The organism is Hydrogenophaga sp. PBL-H3, assembly GCF_010104355.1.
Classification (GTDB): Bacteria; Pseudomonadota; Gammaproteobacteria; order Burkholderiales; family Burkholderiaceae_C; genus Hydrogenophaga.
Window position 1 is genome coordinate 987,506 of the sequence record NZ_CP044972.1, and the last position, 22,999, is coordinate 1,010,504.

Below are 22,999 nucleotides of genomic sequence, written 5' to 3' on the forward strand. Positions count from 1 at the left end.
AGTGGCCGGATGGTCCGCCACCGACTGCGCCGGGGGTGCCTTCATGCTGCTGCTGATCCTGGGTCTGGTGTTGTTTCTCGGTGTGCACTCGGTGTCCATCGTGTCCCCCGACGGGCGCAACCGCCTGGCGCAGCGCTTGGGCGAAGGACCATGGAAGGGCCTGTATTCGCTGGCCTCGCTGGCGGGCTTCGTGCTCATCGTCGTGGGCTATGGCGCGGCGCGTGAAGCGCCGGTGGTCCTCTACACCTTGCCCAATGGCTTCAGGCACCTCGCGGCCGTGTTGATGCTGCCGGTGTTCGTGTTGTTGCTCGCGGCGTACCTGCCCGGGCGCATCCAGCGCACGGCCAAACACCCCATGCTGCTGGCGGTGAAGCTGTGGGCGCTGGCCCACCTGCTGGCCAACGGCACGCTGGCCGACGTGCTGCTGTTCGGTGGTTTCCTCGCCTGGGCGGTGGTGGACCGCATCTCGGTGAAGAAGCGCGCCGCTGCCGGCCTGCTTCGTGCTGGCCCCGTGTTGCCCGGCAGCCAGGCCAACGACGCCATCGCGCTGGTCGGCGGCCTGGGTCTCTATGTGCTGTTTGTCGTCTGGGCACACGCCTGGCTCATCGGCGTTCGCCCCTTCGGTGCATGACATGGGCTTGACACGTTCGCCGGCCCGGGCGTTCGCCGCGTGGCTCGCCGTGGGCACCTTCACGTTCACCACCGCGCACGCGCAAGTCACCACCGAGTTGGTGGCCAGCGGGCTTCAGAACCCCTGGGGACTGGCGTTCATCGGCGAGGGCCGCATGCTCGTGACGGAGCGGCCCGGACGCATGCGCGTGGTGGGTGCTGATGGCCGCCTGGGCGTGCCGCTGCTGGGTTTGCCGTCGGTGGAAGCGGGCGGGCAGGGCGGCCTGCTCGATGTGATCACCGACCGCGATTTCCACCGCAACCGCATCCTGTACTTCTGCTACTCGGAAGTGGCGGCCAGTGGCGGTGGCAACTCCACCGCCATGGCCTCGGCCCGGCTCTCCAGCGACTCCACGCGGCTCGACGACGTGCGGGTGATCTTCAGCCAGACCCCCAAGGTCAGCAGCCGCCTGCACTTCGGCTGCCGTATCGCGCAAGCCGGTGACGGCAGCCTGTTCCTGGCGCTCGGCGACCGCTACTCGCGCATGAACGATGCGCAGACGCTGGACAACCACCACGGCAAAGTGGTGCGCGTGCGCGCCACCGGCGGTGCCCACCCCGACAACCCCTTTGTGGGCCGCGCAGGTGCCTTGCCCGAGATCTGGAGCCTCGGTCACCGCAATCCGCAGGGCGCCGCGATCGGGATCGACGGCCGGCTCTGGACCTCGGAGCACGGCCCGCAGGGCGGCGACGAGATCAACCGCCCGCAGGCCGGCAAGAACCACGGTTGGCCCGTCATCACCTTTGGTGAGAACTATGGCGGCGGTGCCATCGGCGAGGGCATCACGAGCAAGCCGGGGCTGGAGCAGCCACTGCACCAGTGGACACCCTCCATCGCGCCCTCGGGCCTGGCCTTCATCCGCAGCGAACGCTATGGCAAGGCGTGGCAAGGCAGCCTGCTGGCGGGATCGCTCAAGTTCCGATACCTTTCGCGTCTGGTCATCGAGGGTGATCGGGTGGTGCGCGAGGACAAACTGCTGCCCGACCTCAACCAGCGCGTGCGCGATGTGCGCGAAGGCCCCGACGGCTTCATCTATCTGCTGACCGACGAGCGCAATGGCCAGCTGTTGCGCCTGCTGCCCGGGCGCTGAAAGGCCCACCATGCAACACACCTCGCCTCAGGCCCATGCCATGACCGGCATGCGCCCCGAAGCCGATCGCGCGACCCTGGCGCGGCGCTACCAGGCGGTGCGCGACCAGACGCGTGCACTTGCGGCGCCACTCTCGCCCGAAGATTGCCAGGCGCAGTCGATGCCCGACGCCAGCCCGACCAAATGGCACCTGGCCCACGTGACCTGGTTCTTCGAGACCTTCGTGCTGGAGCCCTTCGAGCCCGGCTTCAAGCCCTTCAACCCCGCCTTTCGCGTGCTCTACAACAGCTACTACAACGGCGTGGGTGAGCAGTTCGCGCGGCCGCAGCGCGGGCTGGTCACGCGGCCCGACCTGGCCGAGGTGTGGCGCTGGCGCGAGCAGGTGGACGAACGCATCGCGCAACTGATCGCGCACACCGACAGCCTCAACGCTCTGCGGCTGATCGAGATGGGCCTGCACCACGAACAGCAGCACCAGGAGCTGCTGCTCACCGACATCAAGCACCTGCTCTCCATCAACCCGCTGCGCCCGGCCTACCAGCGCGCCTGGCCGCTGGTCTCGGTGGCGCCCGTGCCCGCGCGCTGGGTCGAGCGCGACGGTGGTCTGGTCGAGATCGGGCACGTGGGTGAGGGCTTTGCGTTCGACAACGAAGCCCCGCGCCACCGCCAGTGGCTGGAGCCGCACGCGCTCATGAACCGCCTGGTGACGCACGGCGAGTGGCTGGACTTCGTGCGCGACGGCGGCTACACCGACCCGCGCTGGTGGCTCGCCGCCGGCTGGGACTGGGTGCGCACGCAAGGCATTCGCGCACCGCTGTACTGGACGCTCCCCCAGGACACCCACGCCCTGCCCACCGTGTTCACCCTGCACGGCGACATGCCGCTGGACCCGCACACGCCCGTGGTGCACGTGAGCTACTTTGAAGCCGATGCGTTTGCCCGCTGGACCGCGGCCACCCACGCCGACCAGCTGGGTGCCCGCCTGCCCACCGAAGCCGAGTGGGAGGCCGCCGCGCCCACGTTGCCGGTGCAGGGCAACCTGCAGGACGCCGGTGCCCTGCACCCCATGCCCGCGCGCGCTTCGAGCGAGGGTTTGATGCAGATGTTTGGCGACGTGTGGGAATGGACCGCGAGCAGCTACAGCCCCTACCCGGGCTACCAGCCCACCGAAGGCGCGGTGGGCGAATACAACGGCAAGTTCATGGTCAACCAGACCGTGCTGCGCGGCGGCTCCTGCGCCACCCCGGCGTCGCACCTGCGCGCGAGCTACCGCAACTTCTTTCCCACCGACGCGCGCTGGCAGTTCAGCGGGTTGCGGTTGGCGCGCAGCCTGTAGCGCTTCAGGGCAGCCAGACGTTTTGTCTGGACAAAACACAAAAGTGCTGGAAAATCAGTCCATTATGTAAATTTTGGATTGAAATTGCAGCAATGAACACCGCGCCGTTTCCCATTCTCCCGAGCCGATCCCTGCAAGATCTGGGGGAGCGCGTGGCGCTCGCGCGCCGCGCCCGGGGTCTCACGCAACGCGACCTCGCGCACCTCGCAGGTGTGGGCGTCAGCTCCATCGTGGCGCTGGAAAAAGGCCATCCCGGGGTGGCCCTGGGCACCCTGGCCCGCGCGCTGGATGCCCTGGGGCTGCTGGCCGAGATCGACGAACTGCTGGCACCGCAGCGCGACCCGGCGCTCACCACGTTCGCCACGAACCAACTGCGGAGGCCACGATGAGCACGCCGGTGTGGACCTGGTTGCCGGGGTCGAACGAACCCGTGTTGGCCGCGCACGTCGACGTGGACGCTGGCGGTGGCCGTTTCGTGTACGAGGCCGACTACAAAAGGAGGCAGAGCGCGCTCCCGCTGGACCCGATGCACCTGCGCTTGGGCCGGGGCGCAGCGGCCATCAAACTGCCCGGCGAACACGCGCTGCCCGGTGTGATCCAGGACGCCATGCCCGACGGTTATGGCCGAGACCGCCTGCAGGCCCGGCACGCTCGCGAGCTGGGCCCGCTGGAATTGCTCTCTTTGGGTCCACCCGACGGCGTGGGCGCCATCGAGGTGTGCCGTGACATCGAGATCAAGCTGCGCTGGACGCCGCACACCCTGCACGAGTTGATTGAGCAGGTGCAATTGCTGGATGAGGATGCTCCATCGAGTCGCGCCATCCGCCGCATGAACGACGACGGTGGCACGAGCGCCGGCGGTGAACGGCCCAAAGCCACGATTGAAGACGAAGGCTCGCTGTGGTTGGCCAAACTGCAAGACCGGGGCGATGCGCCGCACTTGCCAGCGCGCGAATTTGTGGTGATGCAGATGGCGGCCGAGCTGGGGCTGAACGTCCCCAGGATCCGCTTCATCCGTCACGATCAGCACGAGGTTTTTCTGATCGAGCGCTTTGACCGCGCGGGCGACCCGCGTCGCCCGCAAAGGCACCTGTACGCCAGCGCCCGCACGGTACTTGGTCTTGACGCCGGAGCGATGCCGGGCGACGCCCGCCGCTCCTATCTGGTGTTGGCCGACCGCCTGCGGCGCTGGATCGCGGACGAGCAGCATTGCCGGCAAGACCTCAGCGAGCTGTGGCGGCGCATGGCCTACAACGCCCTGGTCGGCAACCACGACGACCATCCGCGCAACCATGGACTGCTGCACACGGGCGAGGGTTGGCGCCTGTCACCGGTGTTTGACGTGACGCCATTGCCCGGCTTCGCGGGCTTGCTGGCCTTGAGCGTGCTGCCTGACGGTTCCCAGGCTTGCTCGGCTCACAACCTGTTGTCGGTCTGTTCGCATTTCGGTGTTGAATTGCCCGAAGCCGTGGCGTGGCTCGGCAACGCGGCCCAGCATGTGGCAGGCCATTGGCAGCCGCGCCTGCGGGATCAGGGTGTGCAAGACGGTTACGTAGCGCGGTTCCAGCCCGCCTTTGTCATGGCCACTGAGCTGGCCGAACATCCTGAACAACTGGCCACAGCGGCCGAGAAGGTGGAAGCCCAGGGCCGGCGCGGCAAACGGTCGCGGCGACCAGGTCAGCGAACGAACTGGTCCACGTAGTCCGCACCCAGCCCGACCTGCGTGTAGTGCCGGCGGCACATCTCGAGCTTCGTGAACACGTCTTCGTAGCCGCTGGGCTGACCGGCCGCGTCCACGTACACCATGGCGCCCGAGATGTTGAAGAAGGTGATCATCTCGTTGTCCGGGCCCGAGGCTTCGTCGACCACCAGGGTGTGGATCTCGCCGGGCGGCTCGTACACGAACGAGCCGGCACGCGCCACCCAGTCGTGTTCGAGGTAGCGCCACGAGCCCTTGATGACGTAGCCCACCACCACCGAGGGATGGATGTGGCGCGAGAGCACGCCCGACTTGCGCACGCGCAGCAGGTTGCACCAGCTGCCGGTGACGGTGTTGAGCAGCAAGGGCCGGAACCACACGTTCTCGGCCTGCGGGGCCCAGACGCGCTCGTCGTCCGGAATGGCCTGCACGGCGATCTCGGGCTGGATGCCGGGGAGTTGGGTGATCAGCATGGGGTTCCTCGGAAGGGTGGGGGTTTCAGGCGATCAGGTAGCCGCCATCGACCGGCAGCACGGTGCCCGTGATGAAGCCGGCTTGTGGGCCGCACAGGAACATGACGGGACCGGCCACATCGGCCGGTGTGCCCCAGCGGCCCAGGGGCGTGCGCGCGAGGATGGGCGCGGCGCGCGCCGGATCGTCCTGCAAGGCCTGCGTCAAGGGTGTGGCGATCCAGCCGGGCGCGACTGCGTTCACACGAATGCCGTCGGCCGCATAGGCGATGGCCAGCGACTTGGTGAGTTGCGCCACGGCGCCCTTGCTGGCGCTGTAGCCGGGCACCAGACCGCCGCCGAAGAAGCTGAGCATGGAGGCGGTGTTGACGATGCAGCCACCCGAGGCCTTCAACAGCGCGCGCGCCGCCGAGCAGGTGCGCATGGTGCCGTTGAGGTTGATGTCGAGCACCTGCGCGAACACCCGAGGGTCGTGCTCTTCACCGCGCTTGATGATGCCGGCGCAGTTGACCAGCACATGCAACTGGCCGAGTGCGGCGAAATGGGCCAGCACGGCGTCATCGCTGCGCACGTCGAGTGACACGAACCGGAGGTTTGGTGGAGCGCCTTCGCTCGCGCGCGCCACCTCCGCTTCGGTGGCGCCGGTGGCGCACACGCTGGCCCCGGCAGCGGCAAAGGCCTCGGCGATGCCGCGGCCAATGCCGCTGGTGCCGCCGACCACCACCACGTGGCGGTCCTTGAAATGGGCGTCGGTCATGGAGGGGCCTTTCTCGACCATCACTTCGCGTGGTAGGGCGTGGCGCCCAGCTTCATGCGGTAGATGCGGAAGTTCGGCACCTTGGGCTTGTCGAAGTCCATGTCGCCGTCTACCCAGAGGTGCAGGTGGTTGCTCACCAGGTACAGGTCGCCGCGCGGTCCCCAGGCCAGGGTGTCGGGCCACGAGATGTCGTCGCTGGTGACCAGCGTGGAGACCACGCCGGTTTTCGCATCGCGCTTCATCACGCCGTTGAGGCCGAGGGCCGTCATGTAGAGGTTGCCCGCGCGGTCGGCCGTCATGCCGTCGGTGTTGGAGGGCAAGGTGGCTTCCACCTTCACGGCCTTCTTCACCTCGTCCTCGTTTTTCGAGAAATCGCGGATGAGCGCGGTGGGCAGCGAGAGCAGGCGGTTGCCGGTGAGGTTGGTCCAGTAGAGCGTCTTCTTGTCACCCGAGAGTGCGATGCCGTCGGCGCCGGTCTGCATGCCGTTGGGCTTGCCGTCCTTGGGCTTGAGCACGTCGCGGCCGTGGATCTTGAAGCTGAAGTTTTCGTTGTTCACCCACTCCGGTGCCGACAGCACGCGCTTGGCCTTGTTGGTCTTGATGTCGTAGACCAGGATGCCGCCCTTGAGCGGGTTGCAGAAGATGCCCGAGTCGCTGATGTAGACCACGCCGGCGTCGTTGTCGATCGCCACGTCGTTGAGAAACGAGCACTTCTTGTCGGTGTCGGCGTCGTTGAACTCGTAGCGCGCCACTTCCTTGCCGGTCTTGAGGTCCCAGCCCACCAGCTTCTCGTCGCCAGGACCCGAGGGTGCGCCGGCCACATGCCCCTGGTCCAGGATCCACATCACGTCGTTGCGGTCGATCTCGAAACCCAGCACGGCCTTCAGGCCCTTGGGGTTGGCCACATCGTTCAGGGCCTTGTTCGGAAAGGGCTGCAGCTTCCATTCCTTGCCCTTCTTCACCAGCTTCGACAGCGTTGCGGGAATCTCCTTGCCACCCCAGCGCGCCGTGCTCACGTAGATGTTGCCTTTGGAATCCACCTTGGCGCCCTGCATCAGCACCTTCTTCCAGACCTGCTGGTCTTCATAGGCCTTCTCGGCCGCCGGGTCGCTCAGGTCGTAAGACAGGCGCGTCCATTCCGCGACGACGTCGAGCTTCGGCGGGGTGGCCAGCGCTGCACAGGTCAAGGTGCCGAAGGCGATGGCGGCGATGCGCTGGATCCAGGGGTTCTTCATGGTGTCTCCTCGTTGTTGGGGGTGGAATCTGCTCACGCTGGCCGCAGGGCGTCGAGCACCTGCGCGGCGGTGGGAATCGGCGCGACCGCGCCATAGCCTTGTGTGGACAGGGCCGCGGCCGCGGCGGCGTAGCGCCCGGCCTGTGCCAGGCCGTCGCCTTGCAACCAGCGGTGCACGAAGGCGCCGCCGAAGGTGTCGCCCGCGCCGGTGGCGTCCACCGGCTGGCAGGGGTGGGGCGCGATGCGGTGGCGCTGGTGGCCGTCCGCAATCAGCGCACCCTGCTCGCCCAGCTTGAGCGCCACCACCTTCGCGCCCAGGCGCAGGCAGTGGTCCACCAGCGCGTCGGGGTCGGTGAGGCCGGTGATGGCCACCACGTCGTCGTAGCTCGGCAGGCAGAGGTCGCTGCGCGCGATCACGTCGCTCATGACGGCGCGAGCCCGGTCGATGGACCAGAGCTTGAGCCGCAGGTTGGTGTCAAAGCTCACCTTCACGCCCGCCTGGCGCGCGGTGTCGATGGCGGCGTAGGCGGTGTCGCAGGCCGCGGGCGAGATCGCCAGCGAAATGCCCGAGAGGTGCAGCACGCGTGCGCTGGTGATGCGCTCGCGCGGCAACTGCAGCGGGCTCATGCGCGAGGCGGCCGAACCGCTGCGGAAGAAGCTGAACTGGTGGCCCGCTTCGCCGTGGGTGACGAAGTAGATGGCGGTGAAGGCATCCGGGTTCGTGGCCACATCGGTGTGGTCCACGCCTTCGTCGTCCCACAGCCGGCGCAGCAAGCGGCCGTAGGGGTCGTCGCCCAGCGCACTCAGGTAGGCCACGCGCGCGCCCTGGCGCGCCGCGGCGATGGCGAAGTTGGAGGTGTCGCCGCCGAAGCCCTGCAGGTACAGGCGGCCATCGCCTTCACCGGTCTGGTTGAACTCGACCATCGCCTCGCCCAGCGAGACGATGTCGGCCTGGGTCGCCACGGTCATCAGATGCGCCCGTACTTGGCCAGGCCCTTGCGCAGCGACTTCTCCGCGATGATGAGCTTGGCCTGCTCCAGTTCGCGCACGTCGATTTCCTGCGCCATCGCCAGCACCTCGGCGGCGCGCGCGTGCGGCACCACCACCACGCCGTCCACGTCGCCGACCACGATGTCACCGGGGTGCACCATGATGCCGCCCACGCGCACCGGCACCTGCGAGGCCACAGTGCGGAAACGGCCCAGCGTGGTGCCCGGGCTCACGGCCCGCGCGTACACCGGGAAGGCGTAATCGCGGCGGATCTCGGTGAGGTCGCGCACGCCGCCGTCGAGCACCGCGCCCGCGTGGCCGTTGGCCACGGCGCCAGCGGTCATGAGGCCGCCCCACACCGCCACGTCGGGCTCGCCGCCGTCGATGCTGATCACGATCACGCTGCCCGCAGGGGCTTCGTCGATCAGGTCGAGTGCGTGTTGCGGCGGCACGAATTCGTCGGTAGCGGTTTCCAGCACGGTGGCGGCCGGGCCGCAGATGCGCTTGTCGTTGATCTGCGGCTTGATGGCGCACTCCATGTAGCCGCGGTGGCCACACACCTTGTCCACGGCGTCGGCCACGGAGGCCACGGCGACTTGGTTGAAGGCTTCGATCAGGTCTTTCATGCAATTGCTTTCGTCAGGGGGGGCAGGGAGTCACCAGCGGTTGAGCCAGTGCAGGGGTGTTTCGCCGCGAAGCACGCGCACGGCTTCCTCGGCGGTCTTTCGTTGCAGTTCGCGCATGGACTCCTCGCTGTACCAACCCATGTGGTTGGTCACGGTCACGTTGTCCAGGCCGAACAGCGGATGCGCGCCCGGCGGTTCCTGCTCGAAGACGTCCAGGCCCGCGCCGAGAATGCGGCGCGCCTTGAGCGTCTCAAACAGCGCGTCGGTGTCCACCAGCCCGCCGCGCGCGGTGTTGACCAGGATGGCGGTCGGCCGCATCAGGGCCAGGCGTCGGGCGTTGATGAGGTGGCGGGTGTGGTCGTTCAGCGGCGCGTGCAGCGAGATCACGTCGGCCTCGGCGCACAGCGTGTCGATGTCGGCGCGCTCCACGCCCGGGGGCAGGTCGGCGCCCGGGTCGCACACCAGCACGCGGCCAAAACCGAAGCCGCTCAACTTGTCCAGCGTCATGCGCGCGATGCGGCCGAACCCCACCAGGCCGAGCGTGCGACCGCGCCAGCGCACCATGGGTTGCAGCACCCCGGTGGACCAGCGCCCCGCGCGCACCTCGGCGTCGTGCAGGCCGATGCGGCGCCCGACCGACAGCGCCAGCGCCACCGCGTGCGAGCTCACCTCGTCGGTGCCGTAGTCCGGCACATTGACCACGCGGATGCGCTGCTCGCGCGCGGCGACCTGGTCGATGTTGTCGACGCCGATGCCGTAGCGGATGATGGCCTGGCAGTTCGTCATGGCCTCGATGACGCGCCGGGTCACCGGCGATTCACGCACCAGCACCACATCGGCATCGCGCACGGCGTCCAACGCTGCGTCCTCGTTGCGCCGGCAGGGCCGCAGGGAGAAGCGGGCACCCGCCGCGGCCAGGAGGGCTTCCTCCTGGTCGTACGCGGCGTAGCCGTCGTCCAGCGCCACCACCAGGCGCTCGTTTGACATCACGGCGCTCACTTGGCGGCGGTGGCGGCGAGCAGCTTGTCGGTCCACTCCTTGCTGACCTCGGCGTCCAGGTAGGCACGCACGGCGGGCTGCGAGGCCTTGCGGAAACGGTCGATCTCGGCCGGGGTGAGCTCGGTCACCGTCATGCCTTTTTCGGACAACACCTTCTTGGCCGAGAGGTCCTGCTCGCGCGTCATGTCGCGGTGGATCTTCTTGGCCTTGTCGACGCCTTCGGTCACGGCCTTTTTCTCCACATCGGTCAGGGTGTTGAAGAAACGGTCGCTCACCAGGTAGGCGTGCAGGCTGTAGACGTGACCGTCCAGCGTGACGTGTTTCTGGTGCTGGTAGAGGCTGGCGGCCATGATGTTGGTGACGCCGTTTTCCTGGCCGTCGGCCGTGCCCTGGGCCAGCGCGGCGGGCAGTTCGCCCCAGTCGATCGCGGTCGGGCTGGCGCCCAGCGATTCCACCAGTTTGACGAACACCGGGCTGGGCTGCACGCGCATCTTCAGGCCCTTCATGTCGTCCGGGGTCTTGATGGCGCGCTTGCTGTTGGTGAAGTGGCGGATGCCGTTGTCGGCGTAGCCCATCAGGCGGATGCCGGTCTTCTTGCGCATGTCTTCGGCCAGCTCCTGGCCGAACTTGCCGTCCAGCACCGAGTAGGCGTGGGCATGGTCGTTGAACACGAAGGGCATGCCGAAGATGTTGAAGGTCTTGTAGACGCCGGGGATGCCGCCGTCGTGCACCACACCGAGCTCCACCGTGCCCAGGCGCAGGCCTTCCATGATCTGCTGGGCCGGGCCCAGCTGGCCGGCCGGGTAGATCTCGACCTTGATCGAACCGTTGGTGGCTTTCTCGACGTGTTCCTTGAAGGCCAGCGCGGCCACGTGTTTGGGCTGGTCGTTCTTGGCCGGCTGGAAGTGGGTGTACTTCATGACCTTCTGGGCCATGGCGGGGCTTGCGCCCAGGGCCATGGCGGCGGCCGCGAGCGCGGTCAGGAATTGTTTGCGGTTCAGTTTCACGGAAAGTCTCCTTCTCGGGTGGTGGAAAAACACTCAGTTGCGGTAGCCCAGCACGCCGGGCAGCCAGGTGGAAATCAAGGGGACGAAGGTGAGCAGCATCAGCACGATGAAGAGGGCCAGCAGCATGGGCCGCATCTCGCGCACCATCGGGCCCATCTTCACGCCCGACACCACGGAGGTGACGAACAGCAGGCCGCCCACGGGCGGCGTGACCATGCCCAGCGTGAGGTTCACGATGACGACGATGGCGAAGTGCAGGGGATGAAAGCCGGCGGCTTCGGCCAGCGGCGCCAGGATGGGCACCATGATCATCACGCCCGGCAGCGGCTCGATGAAGATGCCCACCAGCAGCAACAGCACGTTGATGGCGATGAGCAATTCCACCGGACTGAGGTTCATGCCGGCGATCCAGCCCGCGACCTCCTGGGGAATCTGCCCGACCGTGAGCACCCAGGCGAACACCGCCGAGGTGGCCACGATGAACAGGATGGACGCCGTCATGAGCGCGGTGCGGAACAGGATGGCGGGCAGCATGTCCCAGCGCAGCGTGCCGTACACAAAACGTCCCACCAGCAGGGCGTACAGCACGGCAGCCGCGGACGCTTCGGTGGGCGTGAATATGCCCAGGTGGATACCGCCCAGGATGATGCCGGGCAGCAGCAACGCCGGCAGCGCGCGCCAGAACAGCAGCCACATCGGCGACGGGTCCAGCATCTCGGGAGACGACCTGTAATCGCGCCGCACGCTCACCCAGTGGTTCACGATGGCCAGCGACACAGCGATCAGCAGGCCCGGGATGACACCCGCGAGGAACAGGCCGGTGATGGTGACGCTGTTGTCGGTCAGCGCGTAGACGATCATGATGATCGACGGCGGGATGATGGGCCCCACGATGGCGGTGCTGGCCGTGAGCGCTGCTGCGTAGGCGTCCTTGTAGCCGGCCTTGCGCATCATCTTGATCAGCATCGCGCCCGGGCCGGCCGCGTCCGCCAGGGCCGAGCCGCTGATGCCGGAGAAGAAGGTCAGCGTGAGGATGTTGGCGTGGCCCAGGCCGCCGCGCCGCATGCCCACCAGGCGGGCGGCGAACTTCAGCAGCACATCGGTCAGCGCGCCGCCGGACATCAATTCCGCCGCCAGGATGAAGAACGGGATGGCCAGCAACGGAAAGCTGTCCAGGCCACTGAACAGGTTCTGCATCACGACCAGCGCCGGCATGCCCGGCTTGAGCCACACGGCCACCAGGCCGGCAATCAACATGGCAAAGGCGATCGGCGCACCGATGACCATCAAGCCGACAAAAACGAAACCGAGAATGGCGCTCATGACGTCGTTTCCTTGATCACAGCGCCTGCGGGTCGAAACCCTCGATGCGGTCCCATTCGCCCCACACCACCCACCGGCGTGCAATGAGCAGCAGATGCACCAGCATCAGCGCCGCACCCACCGGCAAGGCCAGGTAGACCTTGCCCAGCGACCAACCCAGCACCGGTGACTCCTGCTCCCAGGCGAAGCTGGCGTAGTCAATGCCCAGCCACACCAGCACGACCAGGGTGGCCGCCATGATGGCCACGATGAGGCCGCGCAGCAGGCGCGCCCCGGTGTCGGGCAACGCGACGTGCAGGGTGTCGATGGCGATGTGCCCACCCACCCGAAGCGCCGGGCCGGCGCCGAGCAGGGCGGCCCAGATCATCATGTAGCGCGTGGCTTCCTCGACCCAGGAGAACGAATGCCCGAAGACATAGCGCGAGATCACGTTGCCGATCACCAGCGCGGCCATGGTGCCCAGCAGGAGGATCAAGGCCCAACGGTTCAAGCCCACGAAGGCCTCTTCCAGGACATGCGGTGGGTTCTGCGGTGGGGCTGCGGTCACGGGGTCTCTCCGGTGTTTCGTGCTTGACTTGAAGACACGCATCGTATCTGATATCTCAGATCTGACATGCTGGGAAACCCTTACACTGCGTTCGAATTCATGCCTGCCACACACTGCGCCCCACGATGACAAAACAACTTGAGTTGGAACGACCCCGCCTGCTCACCGAGGTGGTGGGTGAACGCATCCGTGAGGCCATCGTCAAAGGCGACCTCAAGCTGGGTGAACAGGTCTCGGAGGCCCAGCTGGCAGCGCTCATGGGCGTGAGCAAGACGCCGGTGCGCGAGGCGCTGGTGCGGCTGCAGGGCCAGGGCCTGGTGCAGATCCATCCGCAGCGCGGCACCTTCGTGTTTCGCCTCTCACCCGAGGAGGTCACGCACCTCTGCCGCTTCCGCGTGATGGTGGAAACCGAAGCGCTGCGCGGCGCCATGGCCAGCGAACCGGTGCGCCTGCTCAAGGGCTTCAGGCAGTGTGTGAAGGAGATGAAGGCCGCCGAGGCAGCGCAAGACCTGCCGGCCCTGGCCCGCATCGACATGGCGTTTCACTGGAACACCTTCGAGGCCTGCCCGAGCCAGTACTTGCGCTCGGCCTACGAGCTGCTGCGCTCGCAGCTCACGGCGCTGCGCTACCGCTCACCGATCACCAACGCCGTCAGCAGCCACCAGGTGCTGGTGGACGCGATCGGCGATGGCGATGTGGATGCCGCGTGCGCGATGCTGACCGAGCACATCCTGGAAAACGAAACCCGCTACCGCAATGCCTGCGAGTCGGCCTGAACGCTAGCGCGTGAGCCGCCGCCGCGCGCCGTGGCTGGCCGCGTCCACCACCGCCACCATGAGCAGCATGGCACCCAGGATGGTGGCGGTCTTGTTCATCTGGAACAGACCCATGTGAAACGCCAGCAGCTGGCCCAGGCCGCCCGCGCCCACCACGCCCAGCACGGCGGCGGCGCGGATGTTGTTTTCCCAGCGGTACAGCGTGTAGCTCATGAGCTGCGGTAGCACCTGAGGCAGCGTGGCGTAGAGGAACACACGGCCATTGCCCACACCTTGCACGCGCAATGCGGCGCCCGGGCCGGGCGGTGCGTTCTCGATCGCTTCGGCAAACAGGCGGCCCAGCACGCCGGTGGTGTGAAAGGCCAGCGCGAGCGTGCCGGCAAACGGGCCAAGGCCGGCCGAGATGAGCAGGAGTGCTGCCCACACCAGCTCGGGGATGCTGCGCAGCGCGTTGAGCACCCAGCGCGTGGGGGTTCGGCTCCACGCGGCGTCGCCCGAGTGCAGGCGGCTCGCAGGCAGGGCGAGCGCCAGGCCGGCTGCGGCGGCCAGCGCCGTGCCCAGCGCCGACATGGCCAGCGTTTCCCATGCGCCGATGGCGACCTTCTTCACGAACACCGGCGAGAGGTCGGGCGGGAAGAACTCGGCCACGAATCGGCCCATGCTGCGCGCGGCTTCAAACGACAGGAACTGCGCCCACTGCAAATCCAGCGAGGCGAAGCTGGCGACCACCAGCACGATGAGGCCGGCCATGAACCAGCAGGCCTTGCAGCGCGCGTCGAAGATGCGCGTGGGCAGCTTGTAGGGTGGGTTGGCGGCGGCGGGTTTCATCCGAGCGATTTCCGAAGCCACGAACTCACCCGGTCCGCCAGCGCCACCAGGAGCACAAACACCAGCAGCATGGTGGCGACTTCACCGCCGTTGAACATCTTCATCGAGTTGTCGAGTTGCTGGCCCAGGCCACCGGCGCCCACGAAGCCCAGCACCACCGACGAGCGGATCGCGCACTCCCAGCGGTACACCGTGTAGCTGGTGAGCTCGGCCGCGTTGGTCGGCAGCAGGCCGTAAAAGAAGGTCTGCAGGCGGCCACTGCCGTTGCGCAGCAGGGTTTCGGTGGCGTGCGATTCGCCGCTCTCCAGAATCTCGCCGTACACCTTGCCCAGCATGCCGCCGTAGGTGAGCGCGATGGCCAGCACGCCGGCGGTGGGGCCCAGGCCCACCACGCGCACGAACACCAGCGCCCACACCAGCTCGGGCACGCTGCGCAGCACGATCAGCAGCCACCGGACGAGCTGGCGGAACCAGAACGGCCCGCGCGCCATGCGGCCTGATAGCGCCGACACCGAGAGCAGGCGCACCGACATCAGCGCCAGCGGGATCGCCACCACCAGCGCCAGCGTGACCCCGGCGGTGGCCATGGCCACGGTGCGCCAGGTCTCGCGCGCCACCATGCCCATGAACTCCGCGTTGACCACCAAAGGCCAGAACGTGGCGATGAACTGGCGGGTGATCTTGAGGTTGTCGGGCTCCAGAAAGATCCAGGGCTTGAACTCGGTGGCCAGCATCAGCGGCCACAGCAGCACGGCGCCCAGGCCGAGCCAGAACACGCGGCCCGTCCACGCAGGGTCGCGCGCGGGGGCGCTGCGCAAGAAGGGAGCTGCTGCGCTCATGCTCAGCGGCAATGCATCACGGCGGGTTGCGGGGCGGTGGGCTCAACCGCCGGCACCACCGGCACCTCGCCACGCAGCTCGTGTTCGAACTGGTCGTACAGGCGCGCCAGGCGTTCCTGCGTCACCTCGGCGGCCGGCAGGTCAAAAGCCAGCTGGCCGTCTCTCAAACCGACGATGCGCGGGAAGTGCGCGAGCGCCACATCCACCTGGTGCAGCGTGGCCACCAGTGTCACACCGCGCTCGCGGGCGCCGTCCTGCAGCGCGGCCACGGCCTGTTTCGAGCGCGTGGGGTCCAGGGCGGACAAGGGCTCGTCGATCAGCCAGAGCCTGGCCGGCGCGAGCAGTGCGCGCGCCAGGCCCACGCGCTGGCGCTCGCCGCCCGAGAGCCGGTCCACCCGCTCGAAGAGCTTGTCGGCCAGGTCGAAGTGGTCCAGCGCTTCGAAGGCGGCCGGGATGTCGCTGGGGTAGTAGAGCGAGCGCAGGCTGCTCAGCAAACCCATGGCGGGCAGGCGGGCCGCCAGCACCGAGGTGACCACGCGCTGGCGCGGTGGCAGCGGCGGTACCTGCGGGGCCAGGAAGAGCTGGCCGCGCTGGCGCTGCAGAGCGGCGCGCGGCAGCGCCCAGGGGTTGTGGCCGTCGAGCGTGAACTGGCCTTCGGTGGGTGGCAGCGCGCAGGCCATGACCTGCAGCAGCGTGGTCTTGCCCGCGCCCGAGGGTCCGATCACGGCGACCTGCTCGCCCGAGGCGATCTGCAGATCGAGCGCACGCAGCGCGGGTGCGTGGCCCACGCGCGCGGCCGGGTGGCGTGCCGAGACGCCTTGCAGTGTGATGTTCAACCGACCGCCCGGCGAATCAGAGCAGGCCAGCGCTGCGCGCAGCGGCTTCCAGGCCCTTGTAGTTCTCGGGCCTGGTTTCGATGTAGCGCGTGGCGCGGTTGAGCTTGAGGATCTCGGCGTGCTCGGGGTTGGCCGGCGACAGGCCGATCAGCGCGGCCTTGATCTTCTGCTGCATCGCCGCTGGTGTGTCGGCGTGCACCGACCAGTTGTAGTTGAAGTAACCCGGCGTGGTGAAGAACACGTCCACCGCTTTGGTGTCGACCTTGTTCTCGGCGACGAATTTTTTCCACACGGTGATGTCGAGCGCGGCGGCGTCGACCTTGCCGCTGACCACGGACGCGATGGTGGCGTCGTGCGCGCCGCTGTAGGCGATGCGGCGGAAGTCTTTCTCAGGTTCGATGCTGGCGGCCAGCAGGAAGCTGCGCGGCATCAGGTGGCCCGAAGTGCTGCTCTGCGAACCGAACGACACCTGCTTGCCCTTCATGTCGGCCAGGCTCTTGATGCCCGAATCGGTCTTGGCGATGAAGACCGACTGGAAGCGCGTGTCTTCTTCGCGCTGGGCCAGTGGCACGACCTTGCCGCCCGAGCGGATGTTGGCCTGCACAAACGTGAAACCACCGAACCAGACCAGATCGACCTTCTTGTTGACCAGCGCCTCCACGGCGGCGGGGTAGTCGCTCACCGGGGTGAATTCGACTTTCACGCCGAGTTCCTTCTCCAGGTACGCGGCCAGGGGCGTGAACTTGCGGATCTGCTCGGTGGCGGCTTCTTCGGGGATGGTGGTGACGCGGAACACGGTTTGCGCGTGGGCGGCGGCTGTGAGGCTGAGCACGGCGCAGGTGAAGAGTGCGCGCAGGGTGCGTGAGGAGGCTGTGAACATGGGTAATCCAGTGAAGAGGGATTGGGGGAGGGCGTATTAGACCCGACATGTTTCAACCCGCTGGCGCACCGGGCCAAGACCGTCAGCTTTGCAAGACCCTGTAAGAAAGTGGGTCACAGCCCCGACTTTTGAAAGCCGCTCCGCTATAAAGACCCTTCCCGAAAGCCCCCATGCACCACCCGACCGAAGCCCCGCCCTTCATCCAGCTGCACCACGAGGACCGCGCCGCGCTGCGCGCCGAACTCGTGACCGGTCTTCTGGAGACGCCGGCGAACATTGCGCCGAAGTTCTTGTACGACGCGCTGGGCTCGCGCCTGTTTGATGCCATCACCGAGCTGCCCGAGTACTACCCCACACGCACCGAAGCGGCGATCTTTCAGCAGCACGGCGCCGACATGGCGCGCGCCGTGCCGGGTGGCTCCATCCTGCTCGACCTGGGTGCCGGCAGTTGCGCCAAGGCCGCGCGCCTGTTCCCGGTGCTGCGTCCTTCGGCGTATGTGGCGATCGACATCTCGGTGGAGTACTTGCGCGACACCTTGCAGCAACTGCAGAAGCAGCACCCCGCGCTGGCCATGCTGGGCCTGGGCATGGATTTCTCAAGCCGTTTCGCGCTCGGTGCCGACGTGGCCGACTGGCTGGCCGAGGGCCCGGCAGCGCTGGCGCCGCGCGTGGTCTTCTACCCCGGCTCCAGCATCGGCAATTTCAACCCCGCCGAGGCGCTCGCCCTGCTCAGGCAGGCCCATGCAGTGTGCCGCTCGGGCGGCGCGGGCGGTGGGCTGCTGATCGGTGTGGACCGCGTCAAGCCAGCCGCCGTGCTGGAGCCCGCTTACGACGACGCGCTGGGCGTCACCGCTGCCTTCAACCGCAACCTGCTGCTCAACGTGAACCGCGTGCTCGGCACCGACTTCGCACCGGCCGCCTGGCGCCACGTGGGGCTGTTCAACACGGCGCTGTCGCGCATCGAGATGCACCTGGAGACCACGGCGCCGCAGACCGTGCGCTGGCCAGGTGGGCAGCGGATCTTTGCTGCGGGTGAGCGCCTGCACACCGAGAGTTCGTACAAGTGGCAACCCGAGGCCTTTGAAGGCTTGTTGCGGGACGCGGGCTTCGGCCCGGCGCGCCACTGGAGCGACGACCAGGGCTGGTTCAGCGTGTTCTGGGCGCCGGTCTGAGCTATGTCTTGAGCACCGTGTCGATCAGCCGGAGCATGGCCTCGGCGGTGTAAGGCTTGGGCAGGAAGTGGTTGAGGCCCGCGCCAGCGGCCCGGGCCACCTTGCCGTCCTGGGAGATGCCGCTGGCACCGATGAGCCTGACCGCCGGGTTGATCTGCCGCAGCGCCTGGACGGTGGCAGGGCCGTCCATCACCGGCATCATCATGTCGGTCAGCACGAGGTCAATGCCCTGGATGTTCTGCGCGTACAGCGCCACCGCTTCCGCTCCGTTGGACGCCACGACCACGCGGTAGCCATAGGCCTCCAGGGTCTGGCGCGTGACCTGCCGGATGGCGGCTTCATCGTCCACCACCATGATCAGTTCGCCATGGCCACGCGGCACGGCGGTTTGCGCGGGGCCGCTCGGTGCGCCCAAGGCGTGCGGGTCGGCGGGCAGGTAGATGCGAAAGCGCGTGCCTTTGTCCACCTCGCTGTAGAGGCGAATGAAACCCCCGTGGCTCTTGACGATGGCCAGTGTGGTGGCCAGACCCAGGCCCGTGCCTTCGCCCATGGGCTTGGTGGTGAAGAAGGGATCGAAGACACGCTCCTGGATGTCGGAGGGGATGCCGGCGCCGTTGTCCTCCACCTCGATCTTCACGTAGGCGCCCACGCGCGACTCGATGTTCATCGCTGCGTAGTGTTCGTCCACCATCATGTTCTCGGCCGAAATGGCGATGCGCCCGCCATTGACCATGGCATCGCGCGCATTCACGCACAGGTTCAGCAGCACCTGCTGCAGCTGCGTCGGGTCGGCCTGCACCTGCCAGAGATCGGGCGCCACGCGGATGACGATGGAGATGTTCTTGGAGATGGTCTCGCTCAGGATCTGGTCGAGGTCGTGCAGCACGTCGGCGATCCTCACCTCGTGCCGTTTGCCCTCGACGCCGCGGGCGAACGACAGCACCTGCCGGATCATGTCGGCGCCGCGCCGCGCGCTCACCTCGATGGTCTTGAGCACCGCCTGGTCGTCCGGATCGGGGAGCGAGCCCTTGAGCAGCTCGATCGACATCATGATCGGCGCCAGCACGTTGTTCAGGTCGTGGGCGATGCCACCGGCCAGCGTGCCGATGCTCTCCATGCGCTGTGCGCGCAGGAACTGCTGCTCCAGCAGTTTCTGGTGCGTCACATCGGTGTTGATGGCGAGAATGGAGCGGGGCTGTCCCGCTTCGTCCCTCACCAGCGTCCAGCGCGAAACCAGCAGCAAGGGTTTGTCGTCCTGCGTCTTGTGCTCGATCTCGCCGACCCACTCGCCCTGTTCCAGCACCGCCTGCCGGCAACGGTCGAACACGCCCGTGTCCTGAAACAGCAGCTCCCGCGCCCCCCGGCGCCCGACCTCTTCCGCCGTCCAGCCGTAAATGCGTTCGGCGCTCGGGTTCCAGAAAGCCACGTTGCCGTCCAGGTCCAGCACCCAGATGGCGTCCTGGGCCTTGTCGAGCAGCGCAGCCTGTTCCCGCAGGCGTTCCTCCACCTGCTTCATCGACGTGGTGTCCTGCAGCGCGCCATGCACGCCGCTCACCTCGCCCCCTTCGGCCAAGGCCGGCTCCGCGGCCACACGCACCCACTTCAGGTGGCCCGCGCAGGTGGTCACCTGAAATTCGCGATCAAAGCTCGCGCCCTGGGCCATGCACTCGTCGAGCGCAGCCTTGAATGCCGCGCGCGAATCGGGGGAAAAGATCGACAGGAATTCGCCCAGGGTGGGGGGCGAAGACCGGGGCCAGTCCAGCATGAGGTAGATCTCGTCGGACCACTGCACCGCGTTGACCGCCGGCAGGGCAGTCCAGCCCCCGATCTTGCCGACCCGGCCACCCACCCTGAGCAGGTTGTCTCGCTGGCGCAGCGCATCGGTGGCGCGTTTGCGCTCGGTGATGTTGCGCTCGATCGAGATCCAGTGCGTGTAGTGGCCAGCGGCATCGGCAATCGGAACGATGTCGAGCTCCAGCCAGATTTCGTCGCCGTTTTTCTTGTAGTTGAGGATTTCCTCGCGCACCGGCTCCCACCGCTGCAGGCTGGCGCGAATGCGGTCCAGCACGTCGCGCTGCGTGCGCGGTCCCTGCAGGATGCGAGGCGTCTTGCCGATGATCTCGTCGGGCCGGTAGCCGGTGTTGCGCTCGAAGGCCTGGTTGACATAGATCACCCGGGGCCAAAGACCTTCCACGGGCTCCGCATCGGTGACGACGATGATGTCGTTCATGCGTTCCACGCAGGCCTGCAGCAAGCGCAGCTGTTCTTCGTCCTTGCGCCGTTGCGTGACGTCCTGGAAGTAGACCGCCACGCCATCGTCGGTCGGATGCGATCGCAACTCGAACCACTTGCCCAGCGGCTCGTAGAACTCCACTTCGGTGGCGACCTTGCCCGTCTCGATGGCCCGCAGGTAGCAGGCATGAAAGCGGCTGTCCTTGGTGCCGGGGAAAACATCCCACAGCAACCTGTGCAGCATCTCCTCGCGTGTGCGGTTCACCGAACGTGTCATCTCCTCGTTGACATAGGTGATGACCCAGTTCCTGTCCAGTGTGAAGAACGCATCGGACATGTCGGCCAGCGTGGCGCTGAGCTTGGTCGCCAGCGCGTTGCGCTCCAGCTCGTTGCGTCGCTGCGTTGTGATGTCCTGCAACGCGCCCTGCAAGCCGGTCACCGTTCCGCTGGCATCTCGCACGGCTTCGCCGATGGCGCGCACCCAGATCGTGCGCTGTGTGGCCGTCAACAGCTCGGCCTCGAAGTCGAATGACACACCCTCGTCAAGGCACCGGTCAACCATGTGAACCACCATGTCCCTGTAGTCGGGCAGGTAGTACGCAATGCCTTCGTCGAGTGTCGGTCGGTGCCGTGCGGGGCGGTCGTGAATCTCGCAGGTCTCGTCGGACCACACCAGCTCTTGCGACACCGCGTCAAAGGTCCAGCCGCCCAGCCGGGCCGCGTGGCCCGCCATCTTCAGCAGCAGCTGGTTCTTTTGGCGTTGTTCCTCTGCGCTGTCGATGTGCTGTGCTGTGTGCATGGACGCCATTTCGGACGCCATTGGTGCGAAAGTCAAGAGCGGGAACACCGCCCGCCTGACCCCTCAGTCGCGAAATCGCCGCCACATCTGGCTGAACCAGGCATGGCCGCTCACCAGCACCACACCGGCCAGTACCAGCAAGGCGCCCGTCAGGAAACCCGACTCGATGGGCTCGTTGAGCAGCCAGGCGCCCAGCACCACGCCGAACAAGGGTGTGAGGAAGGACAGCACGCCCAGCCTGGAGGCCAGGTAGTGGCGCATCAGCCAGACCCACACCAGGAAGCTGACGAAGGCCACCACCACCGACTGGAACGCCAGGCTGACCCAGACCACCGGGGTCGGGTTGAAGGTGGTGTGCCCCATCAGGAACGCCGCCGGCAGCAGCAGCACAAACGCGCCGAGCAACTGGTAGATCAGCGTCTGCGTGGCCGGCAGGCTGCTCAGGCGGGTGGTGCGGATGACCACCGTGGTGGCGCCCCAGGCCGCTCCGCCCAGCAGACCCAGCAGGTCGCCCCAGAGCATGCGCGACCAGTCGTGGTTGCCCTGTGTGCCGCGCAGCAGGAAGGCAATGGCGATGCCCGCGAAGGCCATCAGGATGCCCAGCCACTGCATGGGGGCCAGCCGCTCGGAGGGCAGTTTCCACTGCAGGCCCAGGGCCGCGAAGATCGGCGCGGTGTACAGAAACACCACGATGTGGGCGGCCGAGGTGTGGCCCAGCCCTTCGCCCACAAGCAGGAACTCCAGGCCAAACAGGGCGCCCGCCACCGCGCCGGGCTTCCAGGCGCCATCGGTGAACAACGATGCCTCGCCACGGTGCCACATGAGCAGACCCACCAGGGCCGCAGCCATGCCCGAGCGCACCGCTATCTGCAGGATGGGAGAGAAGTCCTGGGCAGTGGCCTTCAGGGCGATCTGCTGCATGCTCCAGGTCAGGCAGAGCACGACCATCAGGCCGATGGCTCGGGCGTCGAGGGCTTGTCGGGTGTCCACAAAGGCATTCGTTGGTTGCTTGGGTGGTGATTGTCCCTTTGACTGTTGTGCGTCAGATAACGAGAATCAGACAAGCCATCCCCCCGGACCGTCAAAATGCCCCGCCCCCAGGCCCGCCCTCGCACCCAGCACCTGCAGACCGCGCCGTTCACCGACGCGCTGCCTGCCGAAGTCGTCTTTCGCGCTGCGCAGATGCCCGCCGACGCGGCCTATCCGCACCACCGCCACCAATGGGGCGAGTTTGTCTACGCCTTCAGCGGCGTGATGGAGGTGCGGCTCGCCACCGAGCACTACCTCATCCCGCCGCAATACGGCCTGTGGCTGCCACCCGACGTGGACCACACCGGCATGAACCGCCAGGAGGCCTCTTTCTGTTCGGTCTACGTGATGCCCCAGCGCGCGGTGCGCATGCCGGCGCAGGTGTGCGCGCTCACGGTGAGCCCTTTGCTGCACGGCCTGCTGGAGCACCTGCGCCAGACGCCGCCCGCGCTCGCGCAGGGCGCGTCGCACGAGCGGCTGCTGCAGGTGGTGCTGGACCAGCTGGAGGTGGCCCCGGTGAGCGGCAGCTACCTGCCCACGTCCAGCGACCCACTGCTCGCGCCGGTGCTGCAGGCGCTGGAAGCTGCACCTGGTGATCCGCGATCGGTGGCCGAATGGGCGGCTTTTGCGCACACCACCGAGCGCACGCTCATGCGCCGTTGCCAGAGCCAGCTGGGCATGACGCTGGCCGAATGGCGGCAGCGGCTGCGCACCGTGAAGGCCATGGCCCTGCTGGAAGCCGGCGAGAAGGTGGAGCACATCGCGCAAGACCTGGGCTACGCGTCCACCTCGGCCTTCATTGCGATGTTCCGCCGACTGACTGGCGCCACGCCCGATGGCCACCGGAAGGGTCGGTGACG

23 protein-coding genes are annotated in these 22,999 nt (G+C 67.3%); 8 read left to right on the forward strand and 15 right to left on the reverse strand.

Translation table 11 applies throughout. The features are described from left to right. Positions 1–43: 43 nt before the first annotated feature. The 5 genes from F9Z44_RS04770 (at position 44) to F9Z44_RS04790 (ending at position 4,798) form a co-directional block, all read left to right on the forward strand. A complete protein-coding gene (locus F9Z44_RS04770; protein ID WP_159604064.1) occupies positions 44–631 on the forward strand; it encodes an NnrU family protein in 588 nt (195 codons plus the stop codon). A 1-nt stretch (position 632) separates the two neighbouring features. After that, the gene (locus F9Z44_RS04775; protein WP_159604066.1) at positions 633–1,760 is read left to right on the forward strand and encodes a PQQ-dependent sugar dehydrogenase; all 1,128 of its coding nucleotides are present in this window, start codon (positions 633–635) and stop codon (positions 1,758–1,760) included. Between the two features lie 40 nt (positions 1,761–1,800). Then, a complete protein-coding gene (gene egtB / locus F9Z44_RS04780; protein WP_159608582.1) occupies positions 1,801–3,096 on the forward strand; it encodes an ergothioneine biosynthesis protein EgtB in 1,296 nt (431 codons plus the stop codon). 92 nt (positions 3,097–3,188) lie between these two features. Further along, positions 3,189–3,485: a helix-turn-helix domain-containing protein gene (locus tag F9Z44_RS04785; RefSeq protein ID WP_159604068.1), complete on the forward strand. Its 297-nt coding sequence runs from the start codon at positions 3,189–3,191 to the stop codon at positions 3,483–3,485. Next, entirely contained in the window at positions 3,482–4,798 is a 1,317-nt protein-coding gene (locus F9Z44_RS04790; RefSeq protein WP_159604070.1) for a type II toxin-antitoxin system HipA family toxin, read from the forward strand. The genes F9Z44_RS04785 and F9Z44_RS04790 overlap by 4 nt, the downstream gene beginning before the upstream one ends. On the opposite strand, the gene F9Z44_RS04795 is transcribed toward F9Z44_RS04790, so the two are convergent. From F9Z44_RS04795 to F9Z44_RS04835, 9 genes are read right to left on the reverse strand one after another with little or no spacing between them, the layout of a single operon-like run. After that, the gene (locus F9Z44_RS04795; protein WP_159604072.1) at positions 4,774–5,268 is read right to left on the reverse strand and encodes a 2,4'-dihydroxyacetophenone dioxygenase family protein; all 495 of its coding nucleotides are present in this window, start codon (positions 5,266–5,268) and stop codon (positions 4,774–4,776) included. The genes F9Z44_RS04790 and F9Z44_RS04795 overlap by 25 nt on opposite strands. 25 nt (positions 5,269–5,293) lie before the next feature. Continuing rightward, complete coding sequence (locus F9Z44_RS04800) at positions 5,294–6,022, reverse strand: SDR family NAD(P)-dependent oxidoreductase (RefSeq protein WP_159604074.1); 729 nt, start codon at positions 6,020–6,022, stop codon at positions 5,294–5,296. 20 nt (positions 6,023–6,042) lie between these two features. Continuing rightward, a complete protein-coding gene (locus tag F9Z44_RS04805) occupies positions 6,043–7,257 on the reverse strand; it encodes an L-dopachrome tautomerase-related protein (protein ID WP_159604076.1) in 1,215 nt (404 codons plus the stop codon). 32 nt (positions 7,258–7,289) lie between these two features. Beyond that, entirely contained in the window at positions 7,290–8,225 is a 936-nt protein-coding gene (locus F9Z44_RS04810) for a sugar kinase (protein ID WP_159604078.1), read from the reverse strand. After that, positions 8,225–8,872 (reverse strand): RraA family protein, encoded by a 648-nt coding sequence (locus F9Z44_RS04815; RefSeq protein ID WP_159604080.1) that lies wholly within the window; start codon positions 8,870–8,872, stop codon positions 8,225–8,227. Before F9Z44_RS04815 ends, F9Z44_RS04810 begins: the two co-directional genes overlap by 1 nt. A 30-nt stretch (positions 8,873–8,902) precedes the next feature. Beyond that, positions 8,903–9,859 (reverse strand): C-terminal binding protein, encoded by a 957-nt coding sequence (locus F9Z44_RS04820; RefSeq protein WP_159604082.1) that lies wholly within the window; start codon positions 9,857–9,859, stop codon positions 8,903–8,905. Positions 9,860–9,867: 8 nt separating this feature from the next. After that, a complete protein-coding gene (locus F9Z44_RS04825) occupies positions 9,868–10,878 on the reverse strand; it encodes a TRAP transporter substrate-binding protein (protein WP_236574255.1) in 1,011 nt (336 codons plus the stop codon). A 33-nt stretch (positions 10,879–10,911) separates the two neighbouring features. Continuing rightward, on the reverse strand, positions 10,912–12,201 hold the full coding sequence (locus F9Z44_RS04830; protein WP_159604084.1) for a TRAP transporter large permease: 1,290 nt from the start codon (positions 12,199–12,201) through the stop codon (positions 10,912–10,914). 16 nt (positions 12,202–12,217) lie between these two features. Beyond that, positions 12,218–12,748, reverse strand: a complete 531-nt coding sequence (locus F9Z44_RS04835) for a TRAP transporter small permease (RefSeq protein WP_236574256.1) — start codon at positions 12,746–12,748, stop codon at positions 12,218–12,220. 125 nt (positions 12,749–12,873) lie between these two features. On the opposite strand from F9Z44_RS04835, the gene F9Z44_RS04840 reads away from it, so the two are divergent. Beyond that, on the forward strand, positions 12,874–13,524 hold the full coding sequence (locus F9Z44_RS04840; protein WP_159604088.1) for a GntR family transcriptional regulator: 651 nt from the start codon (positions 12,874–12,876) through the stop codon (positions 13,522–13,524). Positions 13,525–13,527: 3 nt separating this feature from the next. Here F9Z44_RS04840 and phnE read toward each other — a convergent pair whose 3' ends face one another. The 4 genes from phnE to F9Z44_RS04860 are packed head-to-tail and all read right to left on the reverse strand — an operon-like array spanning position 13,528 to position 16,907. After that, on the reverse strand, positions 13,528–14,352 hold the full coding sequence (gene phnE, locus F9Z44_RS04845) for a phosphonate ABC transporter, permease protein PhnE (protein WP_159604090.1): 825 nt from the start codon (positions 14,350–14,352) through the stop codon (positions 13,528–13,530). Further along, positions 14,349–15,191 (reverse strand): PhnE/PtxC family ABC transporter permease, encoded by an 843-nt coding sequence (locus F9Z44_RS04850; RefSeq protein ID WP_159604091.1) that lies wholly within the window; start codon positions 15,189–15,191, stop codon positions 14,349–14,351. The genes phnE and F9Z44_RS04850 overlap by 4 nt, the downstream gene beginning before the upstream one ends. Positions 15,192–15,193: 2 nt before the next feature. Next, positions 15,194–16,027, reverse strand: a complete 834-nt coding sequence (locus F9Z44_RS04855; RefSeq protein WP_159604092.1) for a phosphonate ABC transporter ATP-binding protein — start codon at positions 16,025–16,027, stop codon at positions 15,194–15,196. A 16-nt stretch (positions 16,028–16,043) separates the two neighbouring features. Beyond that, on the reverse strand, positions 16,044–16,907 hold the full coding sequence (locus F9Z44_RS04860) for a putative selenate ABC transporter substrate-binding protein (protein WP_159604093.1): 864 nt from the start codon (positions 16,905–16,907) through the stop codon (positions 16,044–16,046). A 170-nt stretch (positions 16,908–17,077) separates the two neighbouring features. On the opposite strand from F9Z44_RS04860, the gene egtD reads away from it, so the two are divergent. Further along, complete coding sequence (egtD, locus tag F9Z44_RS04865; RefSeq protein WP_159604094.1) at positions 17,078–18,079, forward strand: L-histidine N(alpha)-methyltransferase; 1,002 nt, start codon at positions 17,078–17,080, stop codon at positions 18,077–18,079. 1 nt (position 18,080) lies between these two features. Here egtD and F9Z44_RS04870 read toward each other — a convergent pair whose 3' ends face one another. Further along, positions 18,081–21,110, reverse strand: a complete 3,030-nt coding sequence (locus tag F9Z44_RS04870) for a PAS domain-containing hybrid sensor histidine kinase/response regulator (RefSeq protein ID WP_159604095.1) — start codon at positions 21,108–21,110, stop codon at positions 18,081–18,083. A 63-nt stretch (positions 21,111–21,173) separates the two neighbouring features. Continuing rightward, complete coding sequence (locus tag F9Z44_RS04875) at positions 21,174–22,100, reverse strand: DMT family transporter (RefSeq protein WP_159604096.1); 927 nt, start codon at positions 22,098–22,100, stop codon at positions 21,174–21,176. Between the two features lie 96 nt (positions 22,101–22,196). Here F9Z44_RS04875 and F9Z44_RS04880 point away from each other — a divergent pair, with 96 nt between their 5' ends. Continuing rightward, positions 22,197–22,997: an AraC family transcriptional regulator gene (locus tag F9Z44_RS04880; RefSeq protein WP_159604097.1), complete on the forward strand. Its 801-nt coding sequence runs from the start codon at positions 22,197–22,199 to the stop codon at positions 22,995–22,997. Positions 22,998–22,999: the final 2 nt, after the last annotated feature.

Excerpts from the sequence above, each read along its gene's own strand:
- F9Z44_RS04775 (WP_159604066.1), top strand. The coding sequence starts at position 633 with ATGGGCTTGACACGTTCGCCGGCCCGGGCGTTCGCCGCGTGGCTCGCC.
- F9Z44_RS04840 (WP_159604088.1), top strand. The coding sequence starts at position 12,874 with ATGACAAAACAACTTGAGTTGGAACGACCCCGCCTGCTCACCGAGGTG.
- egtD (WP_159604094.1), top strand. The coding sequence starts at position 17,078 with ATGCACCACCCGACCGAAGCCCCGCCCTTCATCCAGCTGCACCACGAG.
- F9Z44_RS04870 (WP_159604095.1), bottom strand. The coding sequence starts at position 21,110 with ATGCACACAGCACAGCACATCGACAGCGCAGAGGAACAACGCCAAAAG.
- F9Z44_RS04785 (WP_159604068.1), top strand. The coding sequence starts at position 3,189 with ATGAACACCGCGCCGTTTCCCATTCTCCCGAGCCGATCCCTGCAAGAT.
- F9Z44_RS04790 (WP_159604070.1), top strand. The coding sequence starts at position 3,482 with ATGAGCACGCCGGTGTGGACCTGGTTGCCGGGGTCGAACGAACCCGTG.
- F9Z44_RS04860 (WP_159604093.1), bottom strand. The coding sequence starts at position 16,907 with ATGTTCACAGCCTCCTCACGCACCCTGCGCGCACTCTTCACCTGCGCC.
- F9Z44_RS04880 (WP_159604097.1), top strand. The coding sequence starts at position 22,197 with ATGCCCCGCCCCCAGGCCCGCCCTCGCACCCAGCACCTGCAGACCGCG.
- F9Z44_RS04850 (WP_159604091.1), bottom strand. The coding sequence starts at position 15,191 with ATGAGCGCAGCAGCTCCCTTCTTGCGCAGCGCCCCCGCGCGCGACCCT.
- F9Z44_RS04795 (WP_159604072.1), bottom strand. The coding sequence starts at position 5,268 with ATGCTGATCACCCAACTCCCCGGCATCCAGCCCGAGATCGCCGTGCAG.
- F9Z44_RS04815 (WP_159604080.1), bottom strand. The coding sequence starts at position 8,872 with ATGAAAGACCTGATCGAAGCCTTCAACCAAGTCGCCGTGGCCTCCGTG.
- phnE (WP_159604090.1), bottom strand. The coding sequence starts at position 14,352 with ATGAAACCCGCCGCCGCCAACCCACCCTACAAGCTGCCCACGCGCATC.
- egtB (WP_159608582.1), top strand. The coding sequence starts at position 1,801 with ATGACCGGCATGCGCCCCGAAGCCGATCGCGCGACCCTGGCGCGGCGC.
- F9Z44_RS04805 (WP_159604076.1), bottom strand. The coding sequence starts at position 7,257 with ATGAAGAACCCCTGGATCCAGCGCATCGCCGCCATCGCCTTCGGCACC.
- F9Z44_RS04800 (WP_159604074.1), bottom strand. The coding sequence starts at position 6,022 with ATGACCGACGCCCATTTCAAGGACCGCCACGTGGTGGTGGTCGGCGGC.
- F9Z44_RS04770 (WP_159604064.1), top strand. The coding sequence starts at position 44 with ATGCTGCTGCTGATCCTGGGTCTGGTGTTGTTTCTCGGTGTGCACTCG.
- F9Z44_RS04830 (WP_159604084.1), bottom strand. The coding sequence starts at position 12,201 with ATGAGCGCCATTCTCGGTTTCGTTTTTGTCGGCTTGATGGTCATCGGT.
- F9Z44_RS04810 (WP_159604078.1), bottom strand. The coding sequence starts at position 8,225 with ATGACCGTGGCGACCCAGGCCGACATCGTCTCGCTGGGCGAGGCGATG.
- F9Z44_RS04820 (WP_159604082.1), bottom strand. The coding sequence starts at position 9,859 with ATGTCAAACGAGCGCCTGGTGGTGGCGCTGGACGACGGCTACGCCGCG.